Origin of the sequence: Segatella copri (assembly GCF_026015465.1) — a bacterium.
Taxonomy (GTDB): domain Bacteria; phylum Bacteroidota; class Bacteroidia; order Bacteroidales; family Bacteroidaceae; genus Prevotella; species Prevotella copri_E.
Genome location: NZ_JAPDUQ010000002.1, coordinates 253428 through 273542, shown reverse-complemented (window position 1 = coordinate 273542; position 20115 = coordinate 253428). Strand labels below are relative to the sequence as shown.

Below are 20115 nucleotides of genomic sequence, written 5' to 3'. Positions count from 1 at the left end.
ATGTTAAATGTTAAATGGTGATTTCCCTGAAGTTTCGCAAGTAAGCTCAGTTAATCATTAAACGCTATCCATTCAACATTTAACATTCAACATTCAACATTCAACACTCCTAGAAAAGGTAGAATTCTTCCATTATTTTCCTATACCATTCCGAGCGGTTTCCCTGCGAATCCATCATCGTTTCAACACACTCTTCGTAAGGCGAAATGCGATGCTTGGCAAAACTCAGCATAAAGCGCTTTGGCTGCTTGCGCTCTACCGTCCTTACACCACACTTCTGTATAAGATAAAAACCTAATATACAAGACTCTGCAACAAACTGCTCCACTACTTCTACGGGAACAATTGCAGAGAAAATACCATCATCAGAAAGTAACCGTTTTACACCCGCAAACAAATCGCGGAACGGAAGACTGTCCGTATGTCTCGCCATCGTCCTCTTACTGTCCGGATTTTTCAAGCTATCTACAAAGAACGGAGGATTGCTCACTATCGCATCAAAAACACCGGCAGCCTTCAAATCTTCAGCAGTCTCCAAAGCCTCAGCAGCTTCCGAAGCTCCCCCGAAATCCTGCAGTCTGCAGCATTCTATTTCCACCCTGTCGCGAAACGGACTTGCCATCACATTCTCCCTCGCCTGTCCGCAGGCATCAGCATCCATATCAATCCCCACTACCTCAGCTTCAGGAAAACGCTGCGCCATCATGAGCGAAATCAGTCCCGTTCCGGAACCAATGTCCAGAACCCGCCTGCCACCTTGCGCCCATGCACCCAGCAAAACGCCGTCAGTTCCCACTTTCATGGCACAACGGTCTTGCTCTATCTCAAACTGTTTAAATCGAAAATTACCCATAAATTCTTCTGTCTCTTTACAGAAGAAAACGAATGCGCCGCCGATTTATTTTATCGCAAACAGCAGAAATTGCCACTTCCACCTGCAAAAGCAGCTACTTACATCTATAAAAACGGGTACTAATATATAGAAAAAGCAATTTTATTATTAAATAATCTATCATCTTCCACGATATTTCATAAAAAATGAGTACCTTTGCACGGAAAATAGAAATCATAACAAAAAAATGGATAATAGAAGAACAAGTACCCGAATACAAATGATTGCAGATTACGAGGGCGACCCGAAAACCCTGATCGAAGACCAGGAAGAAGGCTTGTACCCTACCCTCTGCATGCGAGATATTGTAGTTTTCCCTACCAACATGACCCCTATCGTTGTGGGCAGAAAGGAAAGTCTGAATCTCGTCCGGATGCTGGAAAAGAAACCAGACACCATATTCTGCGTATTCTGCCAGAAGAACAAAGATACAGAATCACCCTACGAAGAAGACCTCTACCCTGTAGGTGTCTTCGCCAAACTCATCAAGGTGATTAAGATGCCTGGCACAGAGCAGATGAGCATCATCATCCAGGGTCTGGGCAGATGTCAGATGAAACATCTCGTTCAAAAAGAGCCTTACACAGTAATTGACGTAAAAAGTCTTCCGGAGAAATGGCCTGACGAGAACAACGATGAACTCTTCAGAATGCTCTACGAGAACTTCCATTACGAAGCGACAGACTATATCAAATCAAACGCCAACTATACTGACGAGGCCATCCAGGCAATCAACGAACTCTCGAGCATTCACATGCAGTGCAACTTCATGTGCTCCCTCCTCCCTTTCTCCATCGAGGATAAAATCAAGATGCTGAAAGAGGAAAATCTCAGCGAGCGCATCATGATTGCCATCAGATCCCTGAACAAGGTGCGCCATCTGCTACGCATACAGACTGAGATTGAGAATAAAACCCACTACGACCTTGATGAACAGCAGAAGGAATACTTCCTCAAGCAGCAGATTAAGAACATCAGGGAAGAACTGGGAGAAGGCAACGCCAGTCCGGAGAAGAAGGAGATTCTGGAGAAGGCGAAACAGAAGAACTGGAGCGAAGAGACAGCCAAGATCTTCAAGAAAGAAATTGCCAAGCTCGACACCCTGAACCCGCAAAGTCCTGACTATTCGATACAGATAGGATTCCTGCAGACCATGGTAGATTTACCTTGGAACTCCTACACCCAGGACGACCTCAGTCTGACCCGTGCCAAGCGCATTCTGAACCACGACCACTACGGCATGGAAAATGTGAAGGAGCGCATCCTGGAATTCCTCGCCGTAAGAGCACTGAACGGCGGCGGCAAGAGTCCTATCCTCTGCCTCTACGGTCCTCCGGGCGTAGGAAAGACCAGTCTGGGCAAGAGCATCGCAGCAGCCATGAAGCGCAAGTATGTACGCATGTCGCTGGGCGGTCTGCACGATGAAGCCGAAATCCGCGGTCACCGCCGCACCTATGTGGGAGCCATGCCGGGCCGCATCATCAAGAACATGCTGAAGGCAGGCAGCAGCAATCCTGTCTTCATCCTCGACGAGATTGACAAGGTGGCGCAGAGCAATTTCAATGGTGACCCTGCATCAGCCCTGCTCGAAGTGCTGGACCCGGAACAGAACAATGCCTTCCACGACAATTATCTCGATATGGATTACGACCTCTCCAAGGTACTCTTCATCGCCACAGCCAATGACCTGAGCGTCATTCCGCGTCCGCTCCTCGACCGTATGGAGCTGATAGAAGTAGGCGGCTACATCACCGAAGAGAAGACAGAGATTGCCAAGCGCCATCTCGTACCGGAAGAGCTGGAAAGCACCGGACTCGACAAGGTTTCGCCGAAGGTAAGTTTCAACAAGAATGCCCTCGAATTCATCATCGAGCACTATACCCGGGAGAGCGGCGTAAGACAGCTGAAGAAGCAGATTGACAAGAGTCTGCGAAAGATGGCTTACAAACTGGCCTGCAACCAGGAGCTGAAGAACTACACCATCACCCCTGCCGAAGTAAAAGACCTGCTGGGCAATCCGCCGTTCAACCGCGACATCTACCAGGGCAACGACTATGCAGGAGTGGTAACCGGACTAGCCTGGACCTCAGTGGGCGGCGAAATCCTCTACATCGAAACCTCGCTCAGCAAGGGCAAGGCAGGCAAGCTCACCCTGACCGGAAATCTGGGCGACGTGATGAAGGAATCAGCCATTATCGCACTGGAATACGTCAAGTCGCACATCGACCTGCTCCAGGTAGACTACCGCATCTTCGAGCAGTGGAACATCCACATCCACGTGCCTGAGGGAGCCACCCCGAAAGACGGTCCTTCTGCCGGAATCACCATCGCCACCAGCATCGCCTCAGCCATCACCCAGCGCAAGGTACGTGCCAACACAGCCATGACCGGCGAGATTACCCTCCGCGGCAAAGTGCTCCCGGTAGGCGGAATCAAGGAGAAGATTCTGGCAGCCAAGCGGGCAGGAATCAAGCACATCGTGATGTGCAGGGAGAACCAGAAGAACGTAGAGGAAATACCGGAGAAATATCTCAAGGGCGTAGACTTCCACTATGTAGAGAATGTGGCTGACGTCTGGCAGTTCGCGCTGACCGACGAGAAGGTGAAAAACCCTACAGACTTCAGCATTGAGGAAAATGATAAAAAAGAATAGAAATGAAATTTGAATTACAAGTAACAGATAAAGCAAGCGATGCGCGTACAGGCATCATCACCACCGACCACGGACAGATCAAGACCCCAATCTTCATGCCCGTAGGAACCGTAGGAAGCGTGAAGGGCGTCCACTTCGAGGAACTCAAGAAGCAGGTCATGGCACAGATTATCCTCGGAAACACCTATCACCTCTACCTGCGCCCAGGTCTTGACGTCATCAGGGCAGCAGGCGGACTGCACAAGTTCAACGGCTGGGACCGTCCTATCCTCACCGACAGCGGCGGCTTCCAGGTCTTCTCGCTCACCGGCATCCGCAAGCTCAAGGAAGAAGGCTGCGAGTTCCGCTCCCACATCGACGGCAGCAAGCACTTCTTTACACCGGAGAATGTGATGGACACCGAGCGCATCATCGGAGCCGACATCATGATGGCCTTCGATGAATGTCCGCCGGGACAGAGCGATTACCAGTACGCCAAGAACAGCCTCATGCTCACCCAGCGCTGGCTAGACCGCTGCATCAAGCGGTTCAATGAGACCGAGCCCCTCTACGGCTATCAGCAGAGCCTCTTCCCTATCGTTCAGGGCTGCACCTTCCCGGACCTGCGCCGCGAAGCAGCCAAATACATTGCCGACAAGGGAGCCGACGGAAATGCCATAGGCGGACTTGCCGTAGGAGAGCCTACCGAGGTGATGTATGAGATGATAGAAGTAGTGAACGAAATCCTGCCGAAAGACAAGCCGAGATATCTGATGGGCGTAGGAACCCCGCAGAACATCCTCGAAGCCATCGAGCGCGGCGTAGACATGTTCGACTGCGTAATGCCGACCCGCAACGGCCGCAACGCCATGCTCTTCACCTATCAGGGCACGATGAACATGCGCAACAAGAAGTGGGAGAAAGACTTCAGTCCGGTAGATCCAGACGGCTGCGACATCGACCTCGTAACCACGAAGGCCTACCTCCACCACCTCTTCAAGGCCCAGGAGCTGCTGGCGATGCAGATAGCCAGCATCCACAACCTCTCTTTCTATCTGCGCCTCGTGACCGATGCCCGCCATCATATCGAGCAGGGCGATTTCGTGGCATGGAAGAATTCCATCATCGACCAGCTTGGCCGAAGAATTTAAGTAAGCAAGCATCATGAAAGATTTTAAGAAAATAAGAAAACACCGCCGGCTCTACCGCACCGGCCGATGGGCTTCCCGCAAGTTCGGGTGGCTCATCAGGGCTGTGCGCTGGCTGGCTCACAAGCTCCGGTTCCTGCGCATATTCAGGTTTCTCAACCCGTTCAGGTACATCAAGAAGCTCGACTGGTACATTATCAAGAAGTTTCTGGGCTACTATTTCTTCTCCATCGCCCTGATCATCTCCATCGCCATCGTCTTCGACTTCAACGAGAACCTGTCAAAATTCACAGAGCACCATGCACCAGCGCGCGCAATCATCTTCGATTACTACGCCAACTTCGTGCCCTATTTTGCCAACCTCTTCAGTGCGCTGTTCGTGTTCGTGGCGGTCATTCTCTTCACCACCAAGCTGGCAAGCAATTCCGAAATCATCGCCATCCTGGCGTCGGGAGTATCCTTCAAGCGTCTCCTTCGCCCATACATGATTACCTGCGTGCTGCTCTCAGCCCTCTCCTTCGGACTCTCAGCCTACGTCATTCCCCACGGAACCGTTATCAGGCAGAACTTCGAGACGATGTACAAGAACAAGAAGAAGAATACCAGTGCCGAGAATGTACAGCTGCAGGTAGACAAGGGAGTGATTGCCTATATGCAGCATTACGACAACAGCATGAAACGCGGTTACGGATTCTGTCTCGACAAGTTCCAGGACAAGAAACTCGTAAGCCACCTCACAGCGATGGACATCCAGTACGACACCATTTCCGACAGCAAGTATCACTGGAAGCTGAGCAACTGGAAAATCCGCAAGCTCCAGGGCATGAAGGAGCATATTACGAGCGGAGCGCAGAAGGACACCATCATCATGATGGAACCTACCGACCTGGTCTATTCCAAGGGTCAGCAGGAAACCTTCACCAGTCCTGAGCTCCGCGATTACATCTCCAAGCAAATCAACCGCGGTTCGGGCAACGTAGTGCAGTACGAGGTAGAATACCACAAGCGCATCGCCTCTTCCTTCGCCTCGTTCATCCTCACCATCATCGGCGTCTCCCTCTCAGCCCGCAAGCGCAAAGGCGGCATGGGAGCAGCATTGGGCGTAGGACTTGCGCTGAGTTTCGGCTACATCATGCTGCAGACGGTTTCTGCCACCTTCGCCATTCAGGCCAACTTCCCGCCTGTCCTGGCAGCGTGGCTTCCAAACTTCCTCTTCGCCATCGTAGCCTACTTCTGCTACCGCAAGGCACCGAGGTAATTATCAATTAATAATTAAGAGTTTATAGTTTATAGCAGCCGTGCTCCCTATAAACTATAAACCGTAAACTGTAAACTATAGAAGAATGTATTTCGACGAATTAGATTTAAACGACAACGTGCTCGACGCATTATATGACATGCGCTTCGACACATGCACTCCAGTACAGGAAAAGTGCATTCCAGAGATATTAGAAGGTCACGATGTATTGGGTGTAGCCCAGACCGGAACCGGCAAAACCGCAGCCTATCTGCTGCCAGTATTGAGCAAGCTCGATGACGGCGGTTATCCGAAAGACGCCATCAACTGCGTCATCATGTCACCAACCCGCGAGCTCGCCCAGCAGATAGATCAGGCGATGCAAGGCTTCGGCTATTACCTGCAGGGCGTGAGCAGCGTAGCCGTATACGGCGGCAACGACGGCAACCGTTACGATCAGGAGTTGCGCAGCCTCCGCATGGGCGCCGATGTAGTCATCGCCACCCCGGGCCGCCTCATCTCCCATATCTCTCTGGGCAATGTAGACCTCAGCAAGGTAAGCTTCTTCATCCTCGACGAGGCCGACCGCATGCTCGACATGGGTTTCTCTGACGACATCAAGACCATCGCGGCAAAACTGCCAAAGACCTGCCAGACCATCATGTTCTCGGCAACCATGCCTGAGAAGATAGAAGAACTGGCTAAGACCCTGCTCAAGAATCCGGTAGAAATCAAACTTGCCGTCAGCAAGCCAGCCGAGAAAATCAAGCAGGAAGCATACGTATGCTACGAAACCCAGAAGATGACCATCATCAAGGACATCTTCAAGGCAGGCGACCTGAAGCGTGTCATCGTCTTCAGCGGCAGCAAATTCAAGGTGAAGCAACTCGCAGCCTCCCTCCAGCAGATTGGAGTAAACTGCGGAGCCATGCACAGCGACCTGGAACAGGCTGAACGCGACGATGTGATGTTCAAGTTCAAGAGCGGACAGTATGATGTTCTCGTAGCTACCGACATTGTGGCGCGCGGAATCGACATCGATGATATTGAGATGGTCATCAATTACGATGTTCCTCACGATACAGAAGATTACGTTCACCGCATCGGCCGTACAGCCCGTGCCAACCGCGATGGTAGAGCCATCACCTTCGTGAGCGAAGAAGACCAGTACTGGTTCCAGCAGATAGAGAAGTTCCTGGAGAAGGTGGTAGACAAAATGCCTCTCCCTGAGGGATGCGGCGAAGGTCCTGAATACATCAAGCTCAACAAGCCGAAGAAGAAAGGCGCAAACGGAAGAAACAACAGACGCGGTAACGGCGGAAACGGCGAGGCCGGAAAGAACAGTGCCAAGAACCGCCGACAGAAAGACCGCGACCAGACTTCTCACAAGCGTAAGCCAAACAAGCCAAACGAGCGTCAGGAAAAAGCACCACGCAGCAACGAACAGCAGCCACAGCAGGGCAATAACAAGCCTCAGCAGAAAAACGGCAAGCAGCCACAGCAGGGCAACAGGCAGCAGAACGCAAAGCAGCAGAACAGAAAGCCAGCCCAGCCAGGCGAGCAGCCAAAGAACAGCAACAGCCAGAAGCGCCGCAATAACAGCAATAACAGCAACCAGCAGCGCCCAGGCACCGAGAACAATGTTCGCCCAGGCAGCAACGGCCGTGGCAGAGGCGTAGCCCAGAAAAAGGGCGACAAGCCGGCTGCACGCAAGCACACCCCTATCGTAAATCCACAGAAGAAAGAAAACGCTGTGAAGACATTCATCAAGCGCATCTTCGGATTCAAGAAATAGATAAACTATCATCTTTTAAAAGGAAAGAGGAATGATGAAAGAGCTATCCCTCACCCCGCTCATGACCATCAGCCTCACACTGACGATCGGAATCATCATAGCCAAATGGGGCTATGATGATTTCAACATGCGCTTCTGGCTCATCATCTCCATCATTTCATGCGCCCCTGACAGCATCATCTTTTTCCTTACTGAGTTCTTAAGCCAAAAAACTTACTTCAGCAGGAGCCACCAGTTTCTCATCTTCTCCCAATGCGTGATGATTCATTTATGCATCCTGAGCCTTGGGGCTTTTCTTACCTGTAAGCAAATAGCTGATTCCCAAACCTCTGCACAACTGAAAAACTGGCAGGAACTGTCTTACCTCACACGGGCAAAAATCAATACCGAACGCTATAAAAGCAATATTGAAAGCAAACTGGTTTCCCTTCACGTAAAACAGCAAGACTATGCAGTCATCGCAGCCATGGCGCTGGGCGACAAGAGCGCACTCGATTCGAACACCCGAAACAGTTACTCCATTTCCGGAGCCAGTCACATCCTGGCAGTAAGCGGACTTCATATAGGCATTATCTTCCAGCTTTTTATCTTTCTGCTAGGCGGCAGAAAGTACTCAGTTTACACCATCATCCTGTCCCTCATCTCCATCTGGACCTACGTTTTTCTCATAGGATTACCGGCAAGTGCAGTCCGTGCAGCCATCATGCTTTCAGCCTACAGCTTAAGTTTAGCTTTCCATCGTACCGGTCTGCCGCTCAACATCTTAGCCTCAGCTTATATATTTATGCTCTTCATCAGTCCACTCTATCTTTTCGAGTTGAGTTTCCAGCTTTCGTTCCTGGCCGTAGCCTCCATTCTGCTGTTCTTCACACCCCTTTACACCCTCCTCCCCATCCGCAGCCGTTTCATCCGTTGGGCATGGGGACTCCTTTGCGTTTCACTGGCAGCCCAGATAGGAACCCTTCCGGTCATCGTCTACACCTTCGGCAGAATATCGTGCTATTCACTTCTCACCAATTACATCGCCATTCCCGCAGCAACCCTCATCCTATATCTTGGAGCAGCATTAATCCTGTTCTCCCCACTCACGTTATGGGCGCCCATAACACCGGTTGTCGCCCCACTCATCAGCCTTACATCAGGCGCCCTTACCAGCATCACCCAGTTTTTGAATACAGCCATAAAACTGATTAGCATGCTGCCTGGAGCAAGCATCGAAAACGTAAGAATCAGTCTGCCTCAGGTAATCAGTCTCTACGCTATCATCCTGCTCATTTATGCCCTATGGCGCAGGATAGATAAACAGAAGTCGTCAGAATGCAAGATTCCCTAAAACAGAAATAAAGGCTTAAACCCCGAAAAAACGTCTCTTATATAATAAGGTGTGCGTACACAAAAGCGCTACAAAACGTGGCTAAAAATGTTAAAAAATGACTTTTTTCTACTTTTTCTGCATTTTTTCTTTCTTTTTGTTGGTGTTTTCAAGAAAAACATGTATCTTTGCAAGCAGAAATAAAAAATAAGAATTTAAACACAATAAAAGATTAAAGATTATGAAAGCATCTGAAGTAATCGCGAATCTCCAAAGAAGATTCCCAAATGAGCCTGAGTACATTCAGGCAGTTAGTCAGGTTCTCGGTACTATCGAGGAAGAGTACAACAAGCACCCAGAGTTTGAGAAGGCAAACCTCATCGAGCGTCTCTGCATTCCAGACCGCATCATCCAGTTCCGCGTATCTTGGGTAGATGATAAGGGCAACGTACAGACTAACATGGGTTACCGCGTTCAGCACAACAACGCGATTGGCCCTTACAAGGGAGGTCTTCGCTACCACAAGTCAGTAAACTTGGGTATTTTGAAGTTCTTGGCTTTCGAGCAGACATTCAAGAACTCTCTTACTACTCTCCCAATGGGTGGTGCAAAGGGTGGTTCCGACTTCTCTCCACGTGGCAAGAGCAACAACGAGGTAATGCGTTTCTGCCAGGCTTTCATGACAGAGCTTTATCGTCACATGGGTCCAGACGAGGATGTTCCAGCTGGTGACATCGGTGTAGGTGGCCGTGAGGTAGGTTACCTCTTCGGAATGTACAAGAAGTTGACACACCAGTTCCAGGGCGTCTTGACCGGTAAGGGTCAGGAGTTCGGTGGTTCATTGATCCGTCCTGAGGCTACAGGTTACGGTAACGTATACTTCCTCTGCAACATGCTCGCTACCAAGGGTATTGACATCAAGGGCAAGACTGTTTTGGTTTCAGGTTCAGGTAATGTAGCCCAGTACACTATGGAGAAGTTGCTCCAGTTGGGTGCTAAGCCAGTTACATGTTCAGATTCAGACGGTTACATCTACGACCCAGACGGAATCGACCGCGAGAAGCTCGATTACATCATGGAGCTCAAGAACGTAGAGCGTGGCCGTATCAAGGAGTATGCAGAGAAGTATGGTGTAAAATATGTTGAGGGTGCTAAGCCTTGGTTTGAGAAGGCAGACATCGCTCTCCCATCAGCTACTCAGAACGAAATCAACGAAGAGGCAGCCAAGGCTCTCATCGCCAACGGCGTAATCGCAGTAAGCGAGGGTGCCAACATGCCTACTACTCCAGAGGCTATCAAGGTATTCCAGGATGCTAAGATTCTCTACTCTCCAGGTAAGGCAGCCAACGCAGGTGGTGTTGCCGTATCAGGTCTTGAGATGAGCCAGAACTCAGAGCGTCTGAAGTGGTCTCGTGAGGAGGTTGATGCTAAGCTCCACGACATCATGAACGATATTCACGCTAACTGCGTGAAGTATGGTACAGAGCCAGACGGTTACGTAAATTACGTAAAGGGTGCAAACGTAGCCGGCTTCCTGAAGGTAGCTAAGGCTATGATGGCTCAGGGCATTGTATAAGGCTAGAAAATTTTTAAACAAAATTAACACAATAGAAAAATAGGAAATTAGGAAATAGCGGGTCTGTGACAGATCCGCTATTTTTTGTGTCTACTCCTTCCCCCACTCCTTCTTTACATCAAAGCAGGGACAAGCTTTGTTGGCAAATTCATTATGACCATGAATCGTGGCTAACGGATATTCCTCCTTCAGCTGCTCGATGAGCGAGCGCATTGCCGCTTTCTGGTCTCGGGTTCTTGTATCCTTCGGCTTGCCTTTCTTTGATAAGCCGCCGATGTAGCAAATGCCTATACTGATGGAATTATGGCCCTTGCAATGGGCGCCAACCTCCTCTATCGCACGGCCTACATGAATGCTGCCGTCACGATAAATCACGAAATGATAACCTATGCAGCGCATTCCGCGCTCCCGGTGCCAGCGGTCAATATCCGCTACGGTGAAGTTGCGACCTTCCTTGGTCGCACTGCAATGAATGATGATTTCCCTTATCTTACGCATGATATTGAATATTAATTATTGAAAAATAAGCAGATAATTGAAGGGGATTCCGTCAACACCCAAATCCCTGATAAACAGATTGATTCTGCACGGTAGATGCTTTTTCTTCATCCTCTTGAATTCCTCATCCAACAACTGGCAAAATTCATTATAGCATTTTTCTGATTGCGTAACGATTCCGGTATAATGAGACCTGCCCAGAATAATACTCTTGTTTCTCAGACGTAGCGGACCGTTGCCAGGCACGAAGCGAGCTCTGCGCCTAACAGTACGAGGCACGTAATGGGATCTTAACAGAATAACAGGCTTGATCACAATTTCATATTTTCCTCTTTCATACTTATTTTTCTTCTTTGTCTCCGACACCTTCTTTTGCTTGGTAGGAATGAGAGAAATCTTATAACGTCCTGCTGGCAAATGACGGTTAGGACGTTCTAAGGTGTCGCAGAAAATCTTGCCACCTATAACCATTGTGCCATCCACACTCCATGGAGTGAAGCGACGGCGGAATATATTGATGTTCATGATAATTTACAATTAATAATTGATAATGAATAATTGGATCAAGGCCGGCCATTAAGGCTGATTTAAGAACCGAAAACCAAAATGACCGGAAATGACCATGACCGGAAATGACCGGATTTTATATGATAGAAGTAACTTTCTGATAACGCTTGTCTGGTAAAATACTGATCAAACCTTGACGCTTCCAATTCTTCAGCATCTGCCTTACCGTCTCATGGGTAGCAGTTGCGCCCTTTACGGCAACACTCTGCTGCTCTGCCTGCTCAAAGGTGAAAGTTACGTCAAGACGTTCGAAGATGGAATCATTCTTACCTCTATGTGTACGATCGTAGGGCGACTGACTGCAATAATTCTTGGATGAGAAAGCCTCTTCGATTCGGCTACGAAAGAAGTAGAGCGCATTATCCAACTGATAATCAGCCAGCACATCAAAGACATTCAGCATAGCTGGTGTCTGCGTCTTTACGAGCATTCCCTTCCACAAATCAGGCGACTCCTTCAGCTGTTTCTCGGCTCCATTGAAACCATGCTTCTGAATCAGCGTTTCCAGAACCTTGCAGAGCATGATGCAGGTCATCATTCTCATGGTGGTTGGACAGATACGGAAACGCTGGCGGGCTTTCACCTTGTCATCATTTTTCATCGTCTCCAGTCTGATCTGTTCCAGCCATTCCCTACCTTTATCCTCCAGCTTGGGCAGAACCACCTCACCGGTCAGCAAAGGCAGAAGATGAGCAATCTGAATGATGCGGTCGCGCTGACGTTCGTTCATTACATGCATGTTGTCAGAAAGTGGAGTGAAGGTATTATCGGGCGTTTTTGCCACGATGATACGGCTTTGGAAACCATCCGTATAATTGCTTACTACTCGATAGAGCGCATCAGGCGTTCCACACATCACTACGTTCCATAACAGTCTGTCTATATGAACATTCACTGCATCTGCACTTCTAGCTTCACGCTCATAGCTTGTTCCGTCGTAAGCCTGTCTCAACATGACTGAAAAGTCGCTCATTGCCGATTTCCACTTCTGTGCTACGGTGTCAGCTTCCGGAGTAAACGAGAAGGCGTGCTTGCCTTCCGTGTTAGCCAGTCGTTCAGCCAGATTTGCCACCGTATTGTTCAGTGTCAAGCATCTTACAGGCAGTTTCGGCTCTTCCGGCTGCTCCTTCTTGTTCTTGGCTGCACGTTTCTTGGCTCGCCATTCATCCTCCTTCTGCTGATACATTTTGTCCATTTCCTTCACTTCCGAAGTCCATGCGTCAATCACGGGGTCAATACTACCCTTGCCAGATGCAAAATCTCCGGCGATGTAGGAGATGAGGTTCAGCGAGTTCATCTTGCCGTGAACGGAAACCTTCACGCCCGTTGCGAGCATTCCGATGGCAGGACAGATGGCTGTGATTACAGGCAGTGCCAGTGCCGGACCCACTGCGCTGATGGAATCCCGAATGCCTTGCGGCAACTTAGGCAGCGCATTATAATAGAACAGATCATCCTTGGCGTTAGCCTCGTCCAGCGCATTTACCAGCGCCTCATTGTCAGCCGCCGAACCACCACCCGCATTTCCCTGCTTCATTCGTTCCTGACGGATGGCAGAGAGCACATCCTTCAGTCGCTTAGGCATTTGCGTGATTTTCTCGTTCAATGCCGAGTTGATGCAAGCCATCTTTTCCTGTTCGGGAAACCCATCGTAGCAGGGAATAATCTGAGCCAGCTGATTGCGGTCAAAACCACAGATGTGGCGCAGATTCACAGCCAGTTCAAAGGTCAGCGTATTGCGGTTGGAGCGCATCGGCTCCTGCCCATCATTATACATCTGCCACCACTTCTTAATGATTTCCCCATAAGGAATCCCGAGATAATTGTCCTGAGCAGCAGAAGTAGTTGAAGCAGAAGAAGCTGCTGCAGCAGAAGTTGACGCAGCAGAGGCAGAAGCAGTAGAGGCTGAAGCAGCAGAAGTAGAATTTCTCGAATTCTTAAATTCCTGCCCCTTAAAAACCCCTTGAGAATCCTTCTTGAATTCTTCCTTCCAAGGCTCATAATGCTTGTTTGCCTTGTGCGCCCCTTCCGGCAGTTCCTCCTGTCCGTATCTTTCACGCTCTTCCAGGACTTTCCCTTCAGCAGCCACGGCAGCCTCATCATATTCATCCTTGAAGAGTCGTGGCGAAAGGAATAGCAAATCTTCGTCATCCGATGTGGTCGTGAAATAAACCCGATTAATGTCGTGAGCCGAAGTATCCATTTCGCACTTGAGCATCGTAGCAATCCTCACCTGATTCTCCAAGATAGTCTTGCCCTTTTCGCGTTCAAACACCGCATGTCCGCCCTGTCGAGCACTGCGTTCCAGCATCAGCAGACCATACTTGTCCGGTTCTTTCAGCAGCAGCTTGGCAGCCTTGGCGAAAGCCTCCGGCTCATCCATATCAAATCCGAAAGCACCGCTTGGCAGTTTCATTCCCTTCACCACGCCTTGCGGATAATGGCCGGAATAATTAAACTGTACCAGTCTCCGTTTCGCAGCATCGTTTCCGGCACGAGCCAGGCGAAGATTCGCCTTCTGCTCATTGCTTCCACGCAGCTGCTTATACTCCTCTTCCGAGGTGATGGAGCGGGCAACCTTGTGCCCGTTCTCCACCTTAATTAAATAACAACTCATCTATCTTATTACTTATCGTTTTAATTGATAATCCACTAAAGCATCAGCCCCTTCTGCTGACTCAACAGTCAGCGTTTGGGCGATGTTGAGTCCCTCATGGCAGAACACCTTCAGCGTGAGCTGAATAGCCCCATCCTTGGTCTTGCTCAACCGACCATGCGCCAGTTTCTTAATCAGTTCCGACTGGCTTTTCGGCTTAGAAACTGCTACGAAATCAAATGTTCCGTCTTGCATTTGCTGAGCCACACCATGACGGCGAAAAGCTTCTACAACCCCCTGATTTACAGAATCAGGACTGAAGAGGAAATACTGCTTATCATCATAGTAAGCTATTCCACCGAGCTGCACATGCTGGCAGCCGTTATTATTCACCTGCTGGTTCTGAACATTGTTCTGAACCTTATTATTTTTCTTTGCATTCATAAAATCTTAAATTAAAATTGAAGATGAACGAAAGAAGTGTCGTAAGTTTCAGTTTGCGCAAATTATCCCGGGACAATTCTCACGCCACCTATTTCAATTCAAGATTAATTACTTGCCAAGTTTCTCAATGTCTGTAACGAGGATGTCTTGGTAAACCTGACCATTATACTCACGAGTCGTGAATCGGAGCGTAACCGCCACCAATGTTCCCGGAGCGAACTTACACTGGGCAATGTTGCCCAGCATTGCAGCAGCATACTGGTTCTCATACTTGCCGCCCATCTCCTGGAGAATGATGTTGCATTTCATCATCTGTCCGTTCTCACTTTTCTGACTCTGTACAGCGAAAGCCTCACCCTGCTGCACCACTCTCATAAACATTCCGTTCATAATCTATAAACCGCAAGGTCTAACTGACAGTATCGGCGAATCGGTACCACTATAGCGCATGAATCGGTACCATCATAGCACTGCATTCGGTACCATCGTATCACTTGAATCGGTACCATCATAGCGCCCCAATCGGTACCAAAAAGATGTAAAGTTCTGCTCATGTATAATAATAACCGCCTATCTTTGCAGAAGAATTTTTAAATCTGTATAGATATGGCACAAAGTAATGTAAACATGAGCAAATTAAAACGTTCATTTCAAATGCTAGCGGCAAAAATACCGCAACGCACCATTTGCGAGCAACTACACATGGGACGTGGCGTACTGAACCGTTACAAGACCTTGGCGGATTCCCAAGGTTTGTCCTATGGCGTGATAGGCCGCATGAGTGACGGGGAAATAGAATCTTTCCTTCAGTTGTCCAAACCCACAGCAGCCCCATCTTCCCAACGTCAGGTGCTGGACGGGCTGTTGCCTGAATATGTGTCAGACTTGTCGCATAACCGCTACCTCACCATTCAAGCCCTGCACGAGTCATACAAGAAGGAGCATCCCGACGGATATGGATACACCCAGTTCAAGAAGTCAATCCGTAAGTATCAGTACTCACACAACCTCAGCTTCCATAACACCTATATTCCTGGGGAAGAGATGCAGATTGACTTCGCCGGCGATACCCTGTGGCTTACCGACCCGAAGACAGGTGAGCTAACCAAGGTTGTCGTCTTGGTCTGTATCCTGCCATACAGCGGCTTGGGATTTGCCAAGGCTATGTACAACGCTTCCATGGAGAACTTCTTCGGCGGTATATCCGATGCCTTCTCTTACTTCGGCGGAACAACTCGCATAGCCAAGAGTGACAACATGAAGCAGTGGGTGAAGAAATACGACCGCTACGAGCCAGCGTTCAATGATGCAGCCGTGGAATGGGCCGCCTACTACGATACAACCCTCCAAACCTGCAGGGTTCGCACTCCCAGGGACAAAGGTCCAGTCGAGGGACTCGTCCAAAAGACCTACAATGCCGTCTACGCTCTGCTACATGACGAGGTGTTTTACAATCTACCGAGTATGAATGCCCGTATCTATGAGTTGATGGACGGCTTCAATGAAAAGCCGTCCAGAACGACAGGGAGAAGCAGACGTGACATCTTCGAGGCGGAAGAGCAACCTACGTTGGGCAAACTGCCCATGACTCCATACCGCTTCAGATATCGCAAGGAGGTGAAACTGTCCGGTACCTATCACGTCATGGTTGACAAGCACAACTATAGCGTGCCATACCAGTATGTCGGGCAAAAGGTGAGCGTACTGTGGGACTTAGATACCGTGGAGGTTTACTCCGGGAGTTCTCGCATAGCCATCCATCAGCGTCGCCAAGGATCTGGATACAGCACGCTTGACGAGCATATGCCAGACAAACATCTTGCCTACAAGCACGGACAGGGATATAACGCCGCCTATTTTCTGGAGGAGGCAGCATTGGTTGGCAGCAACACCACTTCCGCAGTCCAATCCATCCTCAATCGCACGAAGCATGTCGAGCAGTCGTACAAGTCCTGCCAAGGAGTCCTGTCTCTCAAGCGCAAGTATGGCAAGGAGCGCCTGGAGAAGGCCTGCAAGCGTCTGGCAGGTTGTTCATCCATCACCTACACGACCATCCGCAACGTATTGGAGAAGAACCTTGACCAAGTTGACGGGGAAGAAACAGTCTCAAATGTGCCACAGAACGACTATGTGAGAGGCGCGGAGGCATTTATGAACATTTAAACATATATAGTAACATGAACTTACAAGAAACCATCATACAACTCAACGAGTTGAAACTCAGAGGTATGTCATCCTCCTTCGAGGCCATGACCAGCCTTCCTGTACAGAACCGCCCATCCCTGGAAGTCGCCATCTCCAAGATGGTGGATGCAGAGGTGCAGGACAGACGAGATCGAAAGACCGCCATGTATCTAAAAATCAGCAAGCTTAGATATACGGCACTCTTAGAGGATGTCATCTGTGGAACAGACCGCAACTTCACCAAGGATGACCTTGCCGCCATTGCCGACTGTGCCTTCATACGCAGACATGAGAACTTGCTCATACAAGGAAAGTGCGGCTGCGGAAAATCCTTCCTTGCCTGTGCCCTTGGAAGACAGGCTTGCATGCTAGGCTACAGAACTCTCTATCTCAATATGAACAGCTTTGTGGAGAAAGTTGCACTCAGCAAGCTGGATGGGTCGTACCTGAGGATGATAACCAATCTGGAAAAGTATGACTTGCTCATATGGGATGACTTCGGGTTGCAGCCAATGGATGACAAGACCAGACTCGCAATGCTTCAAATCCTAGAAGAGAGATACGAAAGAAAGTCCGTCATTATCGCCTCACAGCTTCCCATTGCCAAATGGTATGATTACATAGGTGATCCTACCTTGGCAGATGCCATTATGGACCGTTTGGTGGCAAATGCAAGTAAAATAGAGTTAAAAGGCGATTCTATGCGCCAGAAATTGAAAAAATAAATTACCTTTGCAAATTGAAAAGCAGAACTGAAATCTTGGTACCGCTTGCAGCGATACAAGCGGTACCGATTGCAGTGATAGCATGGTACCGATTACACCGCTACGCTTGGTACCGATACAGCGCTATCGTCAGTCTAACCTTCCTTTAAGGTTTTCTTTAATCCGCCCAACCTTGCTAAAGCTGGTGCAAAGATAGCAACACTTTCGATGCGGCGGAATAGTTGGTGAAAGAATGCCCCCTCATCTTTTCACCACTTTTTATTTCAGCTCCGCTTCAAGGATGTTTTTCATCACGATAAGCAGGCTGACGGCTCCGTCGCCCCCACAGGCCATTCGCCGTTCATATTCCTTATTAATAAGGTCGAAGAAGAGTTTCAGATAGAACCGCTCCGTAGCTTTCTTCATCTTCTTCCCGTCTCTGATATTCCTCAGCGTAGGATAGTTGATGCTGCTGTCGAGCCTTGCCAGTTTGCTGTGCGTATAGCCCAGCTTGATGACGGCTTCATAGGCAATGCCCAGAGCCGTAAGCTGATGTTTTTTTCTGCCATGATTCCTGATCGGTTTGCGAGAGAAGCCGTGGATTCCCGATGGCCATCTTCAATCACGTTGTGAGGTTCCCCGCCTCCGCTCAGGTTAATACTAAAATAAAAACACTCGGAAATGAGAAAACTGATTCCCAAATCCGAGTGCAAAGATAAGATAAAATTATATAAGTGCCTAAAAACAAAATCGGTCATTCCCGGACGACCGAAAATGACCGAAAAAGACCAGCATTTTTACTGGTTACCAAAGGGTTACCCTTTCTTCCTTTTCAATTTTCATAAAAACATTTTTAAAAACATATAAAGCCTTTCAACGCATTTTTTATGTTTTTATACGATAGAGAGTCCATCTTTTTTGTCCCTCAGCAGTAATTTTCAACTCCTCAATTAGTGATTTGATTTGAATTTGAATTTTACGTAAAGGAATCTCTTTACCTATTCGTTCATGAATATCTGTTACAGAGCAAGGCCCATAAATTTTAAGGTCCTCCATTATAAGTTCCTTCAATCTGTAATTTTCAATCCTCTTCAATGTAGTTTTCCCCTTGTATTGACTATCTTTCAGAACTCTAGGATCAACTTGATATTCTTTAGATTTCGAACGTTTATCGGTAGCAACCACATACCCTTTTTCTATCAAAGGATGTAACCAAGAGCGCAAGGCATCAGCATCTTTCAAATGAAGTAATTTGATGAGCCCTGTAGCCGTAATACTTTCATTTTGAGCAATCAGGCCAAGACAGATAAGCTGCTTTTGTTTAAAAAGCATATTTCTCTCAGCATGATCAATAACCTTTATCATCTCCTGACTTATAATTCGACGATCAATTCTAACCTTAACCCAATCTTCACCTTCTTCTACATAAGGGACAGTCTTGCCATTAGACAACAATGTTTCATACATCATATCATATCCAGAACCTTCCCGCTCCATCAGGTGCAAAGCATAGAAGATTCCCGCCATGTGTTCGTTTCGTTTTTTGGTGCTATGAAGAATATTCTCCACAGTTATTCCAAGTGGTAACCGACCAGGATTAACTATCTCCATATATTCCGGATAGATATTGATGAATATATCACCACGAATGGTATAAGGCCTATGAACAAGAGCGTTGGATATCAACTCTCTTATAACACTCTCTGGATATGCAGGTATATTACGTCTGAACATTCCATCGCTGATTTCTGAACTTTCGCGCCATTCAGGAACCTCATTCCAAATTTCATTTATCTGCTCATATGGAGTCTTGCTAAAATCATCCCATAACCATTTATTAACTTTGTCCCCATATGAATCATATTTAATTACTTGAATCACAGGGGCATTCATAATTCTTCCTCTTTGTGTCTGCTTGCCTATAAATAATACACCTAACTGCGTCATCTTGTCAGAATCAGCATCAGTCATATAATAATAATCCAGCAATTCTTTTACATCCTTCTGTTTTACAAAAGAAGAGACACGATCAGAATGCTTGATAAGATACAAAAAATTATTCAGTTTCTCCTCATCAGCATCATGCCAGCTGAAAGTAGAAATTATATCCTCCCAGTTCAAACATCCTTTATCTGCAGCCAGACGAGCAATATCTTCCGACCCCACAGGCATACTATTATCACCTATACGAATATAAATTTTACCGGAAGAAGTCACCGCAATAGCACTAGGGTTTCTCTGAATATGAAGGCGTACAAATTCTCCTCCATTCTCTGCAATAATGATTTCTGCTGAAATACTAACCCCATGCGTTAATCCGGAAATTTTATTCACTATAATCGTAGGAAGTTCTTCTGGAATAGCCTGTTCTTTAGGAGGTAATGTTTCTCCGTCTTCTATTCCTATATCCATACAACCACCCTGAGCATTACTAAAAGCAACACAATCCTTGGCTAGTTCAGGAAAATCAGCCTTTTTCCCAAAAACCGTCATTAACGACTTAGCATCATATATCGAATTTTCTTTCATT

General features: G+C 48.0%; 16 protein-coding genes. 8 read left to right on the top strand and 8 right to left on the bottom strand.

The features are described 5' to 3' along the window. Window positions 1-109: 109 nt before the first annotated feature. Complete coding sequence (locus ONT08_RS07985) at window positions 110-853, bottom strand: tRNA1(Val) (adenine(37)-N6)-methyltransferase (RefSeq protein WP_264959664.1); 744 nt, start codon at window positions 851-853, stop codon at window positions 110-112. Window positions 854-1079: 226 nt separating this feature from the next. Between ONT08_RS07985 and lon the strand changes: the two genes are divergently transcribed. The 6 genes from lon (at window position 1080) to ONT08_RS07955 (ending at window position 10592) form a co-directional block, all read left to right on the top strand. After that, window positions 1080-3545 (top strand): endopeptidase La, encoded by a 2466-nt coding sequence (gene lon, locus ONT08_RS07980; RefSeq protein ID WP_117586914.1) that lies wholly within the window; start codon window positions 1080-1082, stop codon window positions 3543-3545. A 2-nt stretch (window positions 3546-3547) separates the two neighbouring features. Then, entirely contained in the window at window positions 3548-4675 is a 1128-nt protein-coding gene (tgt, locus tag ONT08_RS07975; protein ID WP_006849113.1) for a tRNA guanosine(34) transglycosylase Tgt, read from the top strand. Between the two features lie 13 nt (window positions 4676-4688). Beyond that, entirely contained in the window at window positions 4689-5930 is a 1242-nt protein-coding gene (locus tag ONT08_RS07970) for an LptF/LptG family permease (protein WP_118085928.1), read from the top strand. An 85-nt stretch (window positions 5931-6015) separates the two neighbouring features. Continuing rightward, window positions 6016-7704, top strand: coding sequence for a DEAD/DEAH box helicase (locus ONT08_RS07965; RefSeq protein WP_264959663.1), 1689 nt, complete (start codon window positions 6016-6018; stop codon window positions 7702-7704). A gap of 31 nt (window positions 7705-7735) precedes the next feature. After that, a complete protein-coding gene (locus ONT08_RS07960) occupies window positions 7736-9037 on the top strand; it encodes a ComEC/Rec2 family competence protein (protein WP_264959662.1) in 1302 nt (433 codons plus the stop codon). 220 nt (window positions 9038-9257) lie between these two features. Then, on the top strand, window positions 9258-10592 hold the full coding sequence (locus ONT08_RS07955; RefSeq protein WP_117586919.1) for an NADP-specific glutamate dehydrogenase: 1335 nt from the start codon (window positions 9258-9260) through the stop codon (window positions 10590-10592). Window positions 10593-10682: 90 nt separating this feature from the next. On the opposite strand, the gene ONT08_RS07950 is transcribed toward ONT08_RS07955, so the two are convergent. The 5 genes from ONT08_RS07950 to ONT08_RS07930 form a co-directional block, all read right to left on the bottom strand. Next, on the bottom strand, window positions 10683-11090 hold the full coding sequence (locus ONT08_RS07950; protein WP_119235969.1) for an N-acetylmuramoyl-L-alanine amidase: 408 nt from the start codon (window positions 11088-11090) through the stop codon (window positions 10683-10685). A gap of 15 nt (window positions 11091-11105) precedes the next feature. After that, window positions 11106-11615 (bottom strand): DUF5675 family protein, encoded by a 510-nt coding sequence (locus ONT08_RS07945; RefSeq protein WP_264959661.1) that lies wholly within the window; start codon window positions 11613-11615, stop codon window positions 11106-11108. Window positions 11616-11733: 118 nt separating this feature from the next. After that, the gene (locus ONT08_RS07940; protein ID WP_264959660.1) at window positions 11734-14274 is read right to left on the bottom strand and encodes a YfjI family protein; all 2541 of its coding nucleotides are present in this window, start codon (window positions 14272-14274) and stop codon (window positions 11734-11736) included. Between the two features lie 12 nt (window positions 14275-14286). Beyond that, window positions 14287-14697 (bottom strand): hypothetical protein, encoded by a 411-nt coding sequence (locus tag ONT08_RS07935; RefSeq protein ID WP_215652439.1) that lies wholly within the window; start codon window positions 14695-14697, stop codon window positions 14287-14289. A 108-nt stretch (window positions 14698-14805) separates the two neighbouring features. Next, the gene (locus ONT08_RS07930; protein ID WP_264959659.1) at window positions 14806-15087 is read right to left on the bottom strand and encodes a DUF3127 domain-containing protein; all 282 of its coding nucleotides are present in this window, start codon (window positions 15085-15087) and stop codon (window positions 14806-14808) included. Window positions 15088-15303: 216 nt separating this feature from the next. On the opposite strand from ONT08_RS07930, the gene istA reads away from it, so the two are divergent. Next, window positions 15304-16860: an IS21 family transposase gene (gene istA, locus ONT08_RS07925; RefSeq protein ID WP_264959393.1), complete on the top strand. Its 1557-nt coding sequence runs from the start codon at window positions 15304-15306 to the stop codon at window positions 16858-16860. A 14-nt stretch (window positions 16861-16874) separates the two neighbouring features. Beyond that, the gene (istB, locus tag ONT08_RS07920) at window positions 16875-17606 is read left to right on the top strand and encodes an IS21-like element helper ATPase IstB (RefSeq protein WP_118201903.1); all 732 of its coding nucleotides are present in this window, start codon (window positions 16875-16877) and stop codon (window positions 17604-17606) included. Window positions 17607-17864: 258 nt separating this feature from the next. Here the strand turns inward: istB and ONT08_RS07915 are convergent, their stop codons facing one another. Both ONT08_RS07915 and ONT08_RS07910 read right to left on the bottom strand, forming a co-directional pair. Then, window positions 17865-18011 carry a hypothetical protein gene (locus tag ONT08_RS07915; protein WP_264959658.1) on the bottom strand — a complete coding sequence of 49 codons (147 nt, stop codon included), beginning with the start codon at window positions 18009-18011 and terminating at the stop codon, window positions 17865-17867. A gap of 459 nt (window positions 18012-18470) precedes the next feature. Continuing rightward, window positions 18471-20114 (bottom strand): ATP-binding protein, encoded by a 1644-nt coding sequence (locus tag ONT08_RS07910; RefSeq protein WP_264959657.1) that lies wholly within the window; start codon window positions 20112-20114, stop codon window positions 18471-18473. Window position 20115: the final 1 nt, after the last annotated feature.